The 11,955-nt window shown below is 52.1% G+C and carries 12 protein-coding genes; 9 read left to right on the forward strand and 3 right to left on the reverse strand.

Annotated elements, in window-relative coordinates; all coding sequences use genetic code 11:
* Positions 1-4: 4 nt before the first annotated feature.
* The 3 genes from mobA to moaA are packed head-to-tail and all read right to left on the reverse strand — an operon-like array spanning position 5 to position 2,606.
* On the reverse strand, positions 5-598 hold the full coding sequence (mobA, locus tag FCS97_RS11475) for a molybdenum cofactor guanylyltransferase MobA (RefSeq protein WP_138518554.1): 594 nt from the start codon (positions 596-598) through the stop codon (positions 5-7).
* Positions 595-1,467 (reverse strand): formate dehydrogenase accessory sulfurtransferase FdhD, encoded by an 873-nt coding sequence (locus FCS97_RS11480; RefSeq protein ID WP_138518555.1) that lies wholly within the window; start codon positions 1,465-1,467, stop codon positions 595-597. The genes mobA and FCS97_RS11480 overlap by 4 nt, the downstream gene beginning before the upstream one ends.
* Positions 1,468-1,487: 20 nt before the next feature.
* Entirely contained in the window at positions 1,488-2,606 is a 1,119-nt protein-coding gene (gene moaA, locus FCS97_RS11485; RefSeq protein ID WP_138518556.1) for a GTP 3',8-cyclase MoaA, read from the reverse strand.
* Between the two features lie 120 nt (positions 2,607-2,726).
* Here moaA and FCS97_RS11490 point away from each other — a divergent pair, with 120 nt between their 5' ends.
* The 9 genes from FCS97_RS11490 (at position 2,727) to FCS97_RS11530 (ending at position 11,954) form a co-directional block, all read left to right on the forward strand.
* Positions 2,727-3,194: a DUF3305 domain-containing protein gene (locus FCS97_RS11490; protein WP_138518557.1), complete on the forward strand. Its 468-nt coding sequence runs from the start codon at positions 2,727-2,729 to the stop codon at positions 3,192-3,194.
* 4 nt (positions 3,195-3,198) lie between these two features.
* Entirely contained in the window at positions 3,199-3,861 is a 663-nt protein-coding gene (locus FCS97_RS11495; protein ID WP_138518558.1) for a DUF3306 domain-containing protein, read from the forward strand.
* A 182-nt stretch (positions 3,862-4,043) separates the two neighbouring features.
* Complete coding sequence (locus FCS97_RS11500; RefSeq protein WP_138518559.1) at positions 4,044-6,161, forward strand: 4Fe-4S binding protein; 2,118 nt, start codon at positions 4,044-4,046, stop codon at positions 6,159-6,161.
* On the forward strand, positions 6,158-6,784 hold the full coding sequence (locus tag FCS97_RS11505) for a TorD/DmsD family molecular chaperone (RefSeq protein ID WP_138518560.1): 627 nt from the start codon (positions 6,158-6,160) through the stop codon (positions 6,782-6,784). The genes FCS97_RS11500 and FCS97_RS11505 overlap by 4 nt, the downstream gene beginning before the upstream one ends.
* Positions 6,785-6,798: 14 nt before the next feature.
* The gene (locus FCS97_RS11510; RefSeq protein ID WP_246066293.1) at positions 6,799-7,017 is read left to right on the forward strand and encodes a twin-arginine translocation signal domain-containing protein; all 219 of its coding nucleotides are present in this window, start codon (positions 6,799-6,801) and stop codon (positions 7,015-7,017) included.
* 15 nt (positions 7,018-7,032) lie between these two features.
* A complete protein-coding gene (locus FCS97_RS11515) occupies positions 7,033-9,972 on the forward strand; it encodes a molybdopterin-dependent oxidoreductase (protein ID WP_138518561.1) in 2,940 nt (979 codons plus the stop codon).
* Positions 9,973-9,997: 25 nt separating this feature from the next.
* The gene (gene fdh3B / locus FCS97_RS11520; protein ID WP_008249081.1) at positions 9,998-10,600 is read left to right on the forward strand and encodes a formate dehydrogenase FDH3 subunit beta; all 603 of its coding nucleotides are present in this window, start codon (positions 9,998-10,000) and stop codon (positions 10,598-10,600) included.
* A 1-nt stretch (position 10,601) separates the two neighbouring features.
* Positions 10,602-10,865 (forward strand): hypothetical protein, encoded by a 264-nt coding sequence (locus FCS97_RS11525; RefSeq protein WP_138518562.1) that lies wholly within the window; start codon positions 10,602-10,604, stop codon positions 10,863-10,865.
* Positions 10,866-10,877: 12 nt separating this feature from the next.
* Entirely contained in the window at positions 10,878-11,954 is a 1,077-nt protein-coding gene (locus FCS97_RS11530) for a formate dehydrogenase subunit gamma (protein ID WP_138518563.1), read from the forward strand.
* The last annotated feature ends 1 nt before the right edge of the window (position 11,955 follow it).

Raw genomic sequence — 11,955 nt, forward strand, 5'->3', positions numbered from 1 at the left:
CTACTCAGGATTTCTGTTCAAGTTCTTTGAGCTCTTCGAGGGTGTTGACGTTGTGAAAGGCTGCCTCATCGTCAAACTCAACCGCCTCGTGCGGAATGTTGGCGTACCAGGCGTCAATTTTCCGACCGCCCTTGCGCAGGAACTCTTCCATGCTGGGCAACAGTTCGGTGCGCATCATGCAGAACACCGGATGGTGACGGCCTTTGGTGGATGCAACGGTCAACATCAGTCCAACATTTTTTTCAAATGGTGCGCTCAGTTTTTCCACAAGATTGGACGGGAACATGGGTACGTCACACGGTACTGTGACCAGAAAGGGCACGGTTGCGTAACTGAGGGCGGTTTGCATGCCTGCCAGTGGGCCAGCAAAATCGGGTTGCTGGTCACAAATTACAGGTATGCCAAAGCCTTCATAAACACCAATATTTCGGTTGGCATTGATGGTCATGCTGCCCACCTGACCATTCAGTCGCATCATGGCATGGAGTGCCAGCGGTGCATTTTTGAAATTGCGAAGTCCTTTGTCGATGCCACCCATGCGACGGCCCATGCCGCCCGCGAGGATAACGCCGGTGATGTCATCCAGAGAGATACTCATGCGTATTGTGTGTCAGTTAAAGAGTTGAATCGATGTGTGCCGGTGTAGAGCAAATAATGTTTGCCCTGGCAGCGGCCCAGCATGGTGATGTTGAGTTTTTGGGCAATTTCATAGCCCATTTGCGTCAGGCCCGAGCGAGACACGAGAACCGGTATGCCCATCTGGGCACACTTGATGACCATCTCGGAAGTGAGCCTGCCGGTGGTGTAGAAAATTTTGTCCTCGCCGGTCATGCCATGCAACCACATTTGGCCAGCGATTGCATCCACGGCATTGTGCCTACCCACGTCTTCAACAAACAGCAAAATTTCTCCCCGATTTTCGCCGCTGTTGGAACACAGCGCGCAACCGTGCACGGCACCTGCTTGCTTGTAAATTGATTCGTGTTTTCTCACGTGGTCCATCACGCCGTACAACACATCTTGCGACAGGTTGTAGGCATTGCTTAACTGAACCTTGTCGAGGTCTTCCATCAGGTCGCCAAATACAGTGCCTTGTCCGCAACCTGATGTGGTTGTTTTCTTTTCCAGTTTTTGCGCTTTCTCGGTGGTTTCCCAAATGGTTTGGCCTGTGTTTTTCAACACGGTAGATGTCACGGCCACACTCTCTGTTTCCCAGTCCACATGAATTGCTGCAATTTCGGAGGGGTCGGCCACCAATCGCTGATTGCGCAGCCAGCCCAGCGCCAAGGCCTCGGGTTGAGCGCCCAGCGTCATGATGGTCAACAGTTCTTTTTTGTCGAAGTACAAAGTAAGTGGATGTTCACCAGAAATTTGAACGGGCACCTGTTCACCACGCTCATTGATTGCCGTTATTTCAACCGTGCTGGGTATGCTTGCGTGGGTAGTTTGTATTTGTGCTGCTGCCATAACTTGCTTCAATGAATTCCTTAACCGCCGATGTAAGACATTTCGATTCTATCTTTGGGCTGTGTGGTGTTCTCGGTTCGAATTTCGCTGTAGCGATCGGCCCTGACAGACCACAGGTTTCTGATTGCATGATTCAGTTGCTCACCGATTTCCTCGGGCGAGGCATTCGAGCGAATCAGCGGTTTTAAATCATGCCCCTTGCTTGCAAACAGGCAGGTGTAAAGCTTGCCTTCAGTGGACAATCGAATGCGGGTGCAGTCTTTGCAGAAGGCTTGTGTTACCGAAGAAATGACGCCAATTTCACCTGTGCCATCGCTGTACTTCCAGCGTTCTGCCACTTCGCCAGTGTAGTTTGCGTCCAGCATTTGCAACTGAGACACCTGTTGGGAAATCATGTTGATGATACGCGCCGAGGGCACTACCTCATCCATTTTCCAGCCATTGCTGCTGCCCACATCCATGTACTCAATGAATCGCAAAATGTGCGGTGTGCCTTTGAAGTGTTTGGCCATTGGAAGCACCTGGTCGTCATTCATGCCACCTTTCACCACCATGTTCACCTTGATTGGTCCCAGTCCAGCCTCATGGGCGGCTTCAATGCCGTCCAGCACTTCATCCACCGAGAAGTCCACATCGTTCATGGCTTTGAATACAGCATCGTCTATTGCATCAAGGCTGACTGTGACGCGGTTCAGTCCGGCCTCTTTCAAAATTTTCGATTTCTTGCGCAGTAATGTGCCATTGGTGGTCAAGGTGATCTCAACCGGTTTGCCGCCGGGTGTGCGCAAGCGCGCCAGTTGTTCAATCAGGATTTCAATGTTTTTGCGAAGCAGCGGTTCGCCCCCGGTGAGGCGAATTTTCTCCACACCCAGTGCGACGAATTCCTTGGCAATCTGCTCGATTTCTTCAAAGCTGAGCAAGTCTTTGTGCGGCAGGAACTGGTAGTCCTTGTCGAAAATCGACTTGGGCATGCAGTACACGCAACGGAAGTTGCAGCGGTCCGTGACAGAAATACGCAAGTCATGAAGCCTGCGATTGAAATGATCTTTTGCGGGTACTTCAATGTTTTGCGGTGCGCTGAAATTCAAAGGAATTACGCGCGAATTGTCCTGGACCAGTTGAATAACTCGGTCTGTCATCGTTCAATCCCTCGCCCCATGGGGCAAACTCCTATTGTGATACTTGTACTGTATCTTCTAATCTGTTAACCATGAATTGTGCCCTTACTGACGGGCACCGGCAACTCGCAGAGGTGTTTTTTGAGCGCAAATTTTTTGGTGCTGGGTGAACTGGCTTTGAATGTCAAAATTGGGAAGGTGATGCAAAAGTCGCCTTGGCAGCCGTTTCGTTGGCAGGTTCTGGAAATGTGCCCGGCCGATATGCCTTTAACGCAGGGCAACGAGGAATTCGTGCAAACCGTGAAGGCCGAGGTTTATCAAGACCAGTTGCAAGGTTATTTTTTGAATCTTGACACCGAAACCCCTTACATTTTTTTCTGTGTGCGTTACCCCGAGGACAACAAAAGCCTGATGCCTTCGGTGTTCGAGGCCACGTTAAGTTACGACGAAGCCGCACGCTGGATGGATTCGAATGAGGAAGTCCAAACTCTTCCCTTGCCCGCACCCGTGGCCAGTTGGCTGGCGGAGTTGGTTCAGGCCAAGTACCAACCGGAGCCCAAACAGCGCAGGCGCCCGCAGTCCTTTGTAAAACCAGGGGAGCGCGGTTAAAGCCATGAGCGACAATTTTCTAAGCAGGTGGTCGAAGCGAAAACTGGAAGCCAGGGAGCAAGAGAAGCAAACCGAAACGCTGCTGGATCAACCCAAACAGTTACCAGAGCAAGCTGTTGCGTCACAGCCTGCCGATGTCGCCAAGGCAGACAACGGTCCCTCGGTGGAGGTGCCTGAGCTTGAATTGCCTTTGCCCACCGAGGCTGATTTGCAGGCTGTGGAGCAGGGCGGTGATATCAAAGCGTTTATGGTCGACAAAGTCTCGGCTGAGCTAAAAAACAAGGCCTTCAAAGCATTGTTTTCTCGTCCGGAGTTCAATGTCATGGATGGGTTGGACATTTACATTGATGACTACAACAAGTTCACACCCTTGAGCCAAGAGGACATTGGCAAGATGACTTTGTCGAAGCAGCTGTTGAGTCGACCTGACCTTGAGCTACCGAAAATAGATGACATCAAAGAAGGTTTGAATGCTTTGGAGTTGCCAAAGGACGAATCATCAGAAAGTTCGACCCTTGTGCTAGACAAACAGGATGACGAAGCGAAGGTCGAAGAAGATGAAAACCAGATTGATGATGGGGTTAGGGTAATCCCTGATGGTTTGCAAGCCATTGATTCAAAAGAACTGTCGACAGAGCGATCGTTCGAAAATTCGCCCAAAAAATGATCTTCATTTGATACATTTTGTCGTATCAATTGTTCAAGTCGATACAGACAAAATGCACCACCCCGCTTTCTTGTATACAAAACAACCACCCTAGTTCGATGATTTTAAATAAGAAAAATTTCATGGTGTATGTGGCACAAGTTTTGCAATTAATAGACAAATAATCAAAATAGAAGTAATCAATGACCAACTCGGATGTGTTTGTGTGTGGTTGCCAGGGCAGCGGCGAGACAATCGACAAAGCGTTGAAAAACGTGAGTGTCGAAGGTGTTCGGTTTGTATCTGCTCAGCGCGCTTGTCGTGATGGCATTGCTACAGTACTTGATTCGAAAAACAGATCCAGCGGTGCTCGCTGTTTCGTGGGCTGTACTCAAGAGCAGGCCGTTTTCGAATCAGTGTCTGAAGTGTCGTCAAACTCCCAAGTCATCGAGTTTGTGAATTTGCGGGGCCTGTTGCGCGGTCAGCCAGCGGGTCAGAAGCAAGCCGATGTAGCGGCCGCCATGGCGGCACTGGCCGCTTATGAAACCGAATTCAACGTAGAGCCTGTCCCTGCGGTTCTGTTCAAGTCTCAAGGTCGGGTTGCTGTTGTGTCGCAAGGCGACAAGCAGCTTCACCATGCCCAGACTCTGGCCAATAACCTTACAGTTGACCTGTTGGTGGCAGATGCCGGCGGTGTTGTTTTGCCAGCCAAGCGTGATTTGAACGTATTGGCACTTTCTGTGGATTCCATCGAGGGTTATTTGGGGGCGTTTACCCTGAGCACCCGAAAAACGAATCCCGTGGACATGGAAATGTGTACGCGTTGTGGTGCTTGCGTCGATGCATGTCCTACAAAATCAATTTCCAAGGATTCCTTTGCCATTGACCTGAACAGCTGCGATCAAAGCGGTGCATGTATCAAGGCCTGCGGTGACTTCAAGGCTATTTCTTTCTCCGATATGGCCGCCGTAATCACCCGTGAATATGACATGGTGATTGATTGCACCATGCCGGGTTTGTTTGCCGATCGTCAGGCGCCACTGGGCTATTGGCACGTGGGCGACAGCGATCAGCTTTTGCTCGAGGCCATGCTAGACGCTGTTCAAACCGTGGGTGAGTTTGAAAAGCCCAAGTTTTTCGACTACAAGCCCGGGATTTGTGCGCACAGCCGCTCAAACAAGGACGGGTGCAGCAATTGTATTGATGCGTGTAGCACCAAGGCAATCAAGTCTGCAGGCGAGAAAATTGAGGTTAATCCACATCTTTGCCTGGGCTGTGGCGCATGCACCACTGTGTGCCCAACTGGCGCCATTCAGTTTGCCTTGAGTCCAGCCACTGCGCAGGGCAGGGCCATTAAAACTGCAGGTAAGGCTTTCCGTGCCAACCATGGCAAAAAGCTTGAATTGGTTTTTCATGGTCCCGACCTTGAACACAACTGGCTGGAGTCAGCCAGAAACATGGCCACGCTCAATTCGGGCAATTCGGCTCGCTCTGATTTCAGTTTATTGCCCATTGAGTTGAACCACAGCGCCAGTGTGGGGCCAGACTTGTGGTTGTCTGCACTCGCCTTTGGTGCTGATCGCATCACGATTCTGCAGTCTGCCGTTGAAGCAGGGCACTATGGCAGGCCATTGGGTGCACAAGTCGATTGGGTTAATGCCTTGCTTGAGGCGATGGGCCTACAGCGTCGTGTTCGTTTGCTGACAATTGAGCAAACTGGACAGTTGTTTGAACCCTCTGATTTGGCTGCTTCTGGAGTTGAGCCCGCCAGTTTTGAATTGTCTTCCAACAAGCGAACCCGCATGGAATTCGCGGTTGATCACCTCGCTGAACACGCACAAAAACACGCTGGTTTAAGCTTCGCCGAGCCAATTGCACTGCCTGTGGCCTCTCCCTTCGGCGCCGTGTTGGTGAACAAAGACAAATGCACTTTGTGCATGAGCTGTACGAGTGCATGCCCTGCATCCGCTTTGATTGACAATCCTGAAATGCCCCAGCTGCGCTTCATCGAGCGTAACTGCGTGCAGTGTGGCTTGTGCGTAGAGACCTGCCCAGAAAACGCAATGCAGTTGGTGCCTCAATTGTTGCTTGGCCCAGCAGCACGTGAAAAGCGCGTTTTGAATGAATCGCAGCCCTTCCACTGCATTAGTTGTGGCAAGGCGTTTGGCACCAAGCACATGATTGAGAATATGTTTGCCAAGCTGAGCCAGCACAGCATGTTCGAGCGCAATGCGAATCGCCTGAAAATGTGCGCGGATTGCCGCGTTACAGACATGTACAGCGCAAAGGATGAGATGACAATTTTTGAGGTGAAAAAATGATCGCCCCAGCTCAACAAGATGACAACCTGATCGCTGGTGAGGACTGGGCTCGTGCCGATTTTTATGGCCTGTTGTCCCAGTTGTTTTCTGGAAACGTGACTGACGAGTTTTTGGCCCGCTTTCGCGAAATTGACCGTGCTTCGCTCGACATCACTACTCCTCTCGGTTTTGAGTTTTCAGAGCTGATTCGAGTGGTCGGGCAATTCGACAGCAAAAAGATCAATCAGGAGTTTGTTGACAATTTCATCGGGGTCGGCCGTCCAGAAGTCATGTTGTACGGTTCTTATTACATGGCAGGCTTCTTGAATGAAAAACCCCTGATTGCTTTGCGCGATGACTTGGCAAAGTTTGGATTGACTCGCGACGAAGCTTTGGTTGAAACCGAGGACCACATCGCATTTTTGTGCGAAGTGATGCGATACCTGATTTTGGCCGATGATCCGCCCGTGTCGTTTGCCGAGCAACGTGCCTTTTTTCAGGCCCACATGGCCAGCTGGTACGGCCGCATGGCTGACGACATTGAGGCAGCCAGCAATACCGATTTTTACAAAACTGTGGGTCGTTTGACCCGCGTGTTCTTTGATGTTGAAACACAGTCTTTCGATTTTGAAAGTGCCGTTTGATTGGAGGTGATGAGATGACCAAGAAAATGATAAATCAAGACAAACCCAAGCTAGCAAGACGCCAGTTTCTGGTAGGTGCTGGTGCGGGTGTCGCTGCTGCCGGTGCTGCATTGGTGGTTAGCAAACAACCCGAAATGGCCGAGCAGGCTGCTGCCACAGGCACTGAGAAAAAATCGAAGGGTTATCAGCTCTCTGAGCATGTGAAAACCTATTACAGAACCTTGCTGGTGTAATTCAAGGAGACCAGGATGTTAAAGAGAAGAGACGACAAAACAGTGGCCAAAGTGATTCCCAATCACAACCACAGCTTGCTCAATAAAATTGGGTCACGCTTGGGCGCCACCATGGACCGCCGCGCTTTCTTGAAGCGCTCCGGTATCGGCGTGGGTGCGGGTGCCGTTGCAGGCAGCTTGCCGTTTGGCATGGTGCGCAAGGCTGAAGCGGCTGCAGAGGGCGGTACAGCTGGCGGCCCAATCGAGATCAAGCGAACCATTTGCACGCATTGTTCAGTGGGTTGCGCCACTGATGCGGTTGTTCAAAACGGCGTTTGGGTTCGTCAAAACCCAGTGTTTGATAGCCCGATCAACTTGGGCGCACACTGTGCCAAAGGTGCGGCGTTGCGTGAACACGGCCATGGCGAATACCGCCTGAAATACCCCATGAAACTGGTCGACGGCAAATACCAGAAAATTTCATGGGATGAGGCCCTTGATGGCATCACCAAGAGAATGTTGGCTTTGCGTGAAGAAAACGGACCTGACTCCGTGTTCTTCATCGGTTCATCCAAGCACAACAATGAACAGTCCTACTTGCTGCGCAAGTGGGTATCCATGTGGGGCACCAACAACACCGATCACCAGGCGCGTATTTGCCACTCCACCACGGTGGCTGGCGTAGCGAACACCTGGGGTTATGGTGCAATGACCAACTCCTACAACGACATGCAAAACACCAAGTGTGCGTTGTACATTGGCTCGAACGCTGCTGAAGCGCACCCCGTGTCTGTATTGCATATGCTGCATGCCAAAGAAACTGGCGCGAAGATGATTGTGGTTGACCCACGTTTCACTCGCACTGCTGCGCGTGCTGACGAATACGTGCGTATTCGTTCAGGTTCAGACATTCCTTTCCTGTTCGGCTTGTTGCACCACATCTTCAAAAACGGCTGGGAAGACAAGAAGTACATCAATGACCGTGTCTACGGCATGGACCAGATCAAGGCTGAAGTACTAGCCAACTGGACACCTGACAAGGTGGAAGAGGCCTGCGGTGTGGGCGAGGCCCAAATGTACAAAGTGGCCGAAATGTTCGCCAAAAATCGTCCAAGCACGATCGTGTGGTGTATGGGTCAAACCCAACATACGATTGGTAACGCCATGGTTCGCGCCTCTTGCATTTTGCAACTGGCGTTGGGCAACATTGGCGTTTCCGGCGGCGGTGCCAACATTTTCCGCGGACACGACAACGTACAGGGCGCGACCGACGTGGGTCCAAACCCAGACTCGCTGCCCGGCTATTACGGCGTTGCAGAAGGCTCCTGGAAGCACTGGTGCCGCGTTTGGGGTGTAGATTACGAGTGGATCAAGAGCCGCTACGCCGAGGGCATGTCGACCAAAGCCGGTATGACTGTGTCACGTTGGGTAGACGGTGTACTTGAAAACCCTGAGTTGATTGATCAGAAATCCGGCAACCTCCGTGGTTTGTTCTTCTGGGGCCATGCGCCAAACTCACAAACCCGTGGTTTGGACATGAAAAAAGCCATGGACAAGCTCGACTTGCTCGTGGTGATCGATCCTTATCCATCTGCAACTGCCTCTATGGCAGCCATGCCGGGTGACCCTGCCGGTTTGAATCCAAACCGTGAAGTGTACTTGTTGCCTGCGGCAACTCAATTTGAGTGCTCTGGCTCCTGTACCGCCTCGAATCGTTCACTGCAGTGGCGTGAAAAGGTAATTGAACCCATGTTCGATAGCCGCACCGACCACATGATCATGTACCAACTGGCCGAAAAGTTGGGCTTTGCAGATGAGTTCAGCCGTTCACATACGCTGGTGAAAGGCAAGGGCGGCATGATGGAACCTGAAATGGAATCCGTCTTGAAGGAAATCAACAAGGGCACCTGGACCATTGGCTACACCGGTCAAAGCCCTGAGCGTTTGAAGTTGCACATGAAGAATATGCACACCTTCAACGTTCGCACATTGAAGGCTGAGGGTGGCCCTTGCGATGGCGATTACTTCGGTTTGCCATGGCCTTGCTACGGCACCGCGGATATCAAGCACCCAGGTTCACCGAACCTGTACTCCACAGAAAAATCGGTCATGGACGGCGGTGGTAACTTCCGCGCCAACTTTGGCGTTGAGAAAGACGGTGTCAACTTGTTGGCCGAGGCTGGTTCACACCCAGTGGGCGCTGAAATTACGACAGGTCACCCCGAATTCACAGCTGATATGCTCAAGCAGTTGGGCTGGTGGGACGACCTGACTGAGGCCGAGAAGGCCGAAGCCGAAGGCAAGAACTGGAAAACCGACCTTTCGGGCGGTATTCAGCGTGTGGCGATGAAGCACGGATGCCACCCATTCGGTAACGCCAAAGCGCGTGCCGTGGTGTGGAATTTCCCGGATCCAGTGCCCAAGCACCGCGAGCCAATTTACTCCACCAAGCCTGATTTGGTAGCCAAATATCCAACACACGATGACAAAGCCGCATTCTGGCGCTTGCCGACGCTGTACAAGTCAATTCAAGAGAAGAATGCCGACATCGGCAAGTCTTTCCCCTTGATCATGACTTCAGGCCGTTTGGTGGAATACGAAGGTGGTGGTGAGGAAACTCGCTCCAACCCATGGCTTGCTGAACTTCAACAAAACATGTTTGTTGAACTTCACCCCAAGGCAGCGAACGACCGTGGCATCAAGCATGGCGATCAGGTTCGGGTCATGACACCAACTGGTGCGAAGATCCAGGTGCAAGCCTTGGTCACACGCCGTGTGGGCGAAGACACCGTATTCCTGCCATTCCACTTCTCTGGGCATTGGGAGGGCAAAGACCTTCTCCAGTACTACCCAGAGGGCGCGGCACCCGTTGTACGAGGCGAGGCGGTAAACACCGCGACAACCTACGGTTATGACGTGGTGACCATGATGCAGGAAACGAAGACCACCGTTTGCCAGATCGAAAAGCTGGTTTAAGCACTAATGCAAAGGAGATAACAAAATGGCACGAATGAAGTTTCTGTGTGATGCCGAGCGTTGCATTGAGTGCAATGGCTGCGTCACCGCATGTAAAAACGAGCACGAGGTAGAGTGGGGCATTAACCGCCGCCGCGTGGTAACCATCAACGACGGCGAACCCGGAGAGCGTTCAATCTCCGTAGCCTGTATGCACTGTTCAGACGCGCCTTGCCAGGCCGTTTGCCCTGTGAATTGCTTCTACAAAACCGATGAAGGTGTTGTGTTGCATGACAAGGATCTGTGCATTGGTTGCGGTTATTGCTTCTACGCCTGTCCTTTCGGTGCACCACAATTCCCACAGGAAGGTGCATTCGGCCAGCGCGGCAAAATGGACAAATGCACATTCTGTGCTGGTGGTCCAGAGGAAGATGCGTCCGAAGCCGAGTTCGAGAAGTATGGTCGCAACCGTTTGGCCGAAGGCAAGCTGCCACTGTGCGCCGAAATGTGTTCAACCAAGGCCTTGTTGGCAGGTGACGGCGACGTGGTCTCCGACATCTTCCGCAATCGTGTGGTTGTTCGTGGCAAGGGCGCTGAAGTGTGGGGCTGGAGTTCAGCCTACGGTCAACCTGCCAAGGAGGGCGCATAATATGGCGCTTCGCAGCAAGTTGATTCTTTCCGGGGCCTTTGCAGGCCTGGTTTTGACCACTGCTTGTTCACCCCTGGAAGACGCCAACAACGGCAAGGGGTATGCAGGCAAGGCCGACACCCCAGCGTATGAAACTGGCGGCGGTCAATACACCGCTGGTGGTTTCAAGGCGGGTGACAAGCAAAGCTGGGAAGATACCCTGAATGTCCGAGCCAAAGCGCAGAACGAATACGTTCGTACTGGCGATTCGGCAAAGGCCCAATAAGGAGAGTCGATCATGACACATTCAACCATTCGGGCTGCGGCGCAGCCAGGCACGAGCAAGGCGATGTTGGCCTTGTTTATTGCCCTGGTTTTCGCCGTATGCTCACTTTGGTCAATGGGGGCCATGGCGCAAGATGCAACCGAACGCTCGCAAGCGCAAGTTCTGAAGCAGCAAACGCAGCCCTTGAATAACGAACCGGTCTGGTCTGGTGTTGCGTCTGGTGAGTCATTCACCACCGTAACCAAGGGACGGGAAACGGGCGTTTTGATCAACAAAAGCGGTGAAACATGGCGTCAAATTCGCAATGACTGGATTTCTTACTACGGCGGCTGGGCTGTTGCAGTAATTTTCCTGTTGATTGTGGGTGCCCATTTGGTAAAAGGCCCTGTGAAGTTGCCTGAACCACGCACCGGCAAGTTGATTGAGCGTTTTACCTCAGCTGAGCGCGTTGCTCACTGGACCATGGCTTTCAGCTTTGTGGCCCTGGCACTCACCGGCTTGCTGCTGATGTTCGGCAAGTACGTGCTGGCACCGTGGATGGGACTGACACTCAATTCATGGCTTGCTTCGATCAGCATTGTCATCCACAACTTTGTGGGGCCGCTTTTTGCAGTCAGCGTCATTGTGTTCTTCATCATGTATGTGAAAGACAACATGCCTGAGAAGAACGACATTGAGTGGCTGAAAAAAGGTGGGGGTTTGCTCGGGCATGCACCAGCGGGTCGGTTCAACATGGGCGAGAAAATCTGGTTCTGGGGTGGTGTCACGGTGCTTGGCATTGTGGTTTCCGCAACCGGCCTTATTCTCAACTTCCCCAACTTCGACCAGGAACGTCTGTTGATGCAACAATCACATGTGATCCACGCCAGCGCTGCGCTGCTGTTTATCATCATGTCCATGGGGCACATCTATATCGGTTCCATTGGTATGGAAGGTGCGCTGGAAGCCATGCGTGACGGTTATGTGGATGAAACATGGGCCAAAGCTCACCACGATGCCTGGTATGAAGACATCAAGTCTGGCAAAGTGTCGCCAGTGCGCTCCAAAGAAGGTGCAACGGCCATGGGATCTCAGGTAATGGCCCAGTAAA

The sequence above is a fragment of the Limnobacter alexandrii genome, assembly GCF_005871185.1.
Lineage (GTDB): Bacteria > Pseudomonadota > Gammaproteobacteria > Burkholderiales > Burkholderiaceae_B > Limnobacter > Limnobacter alexandrii.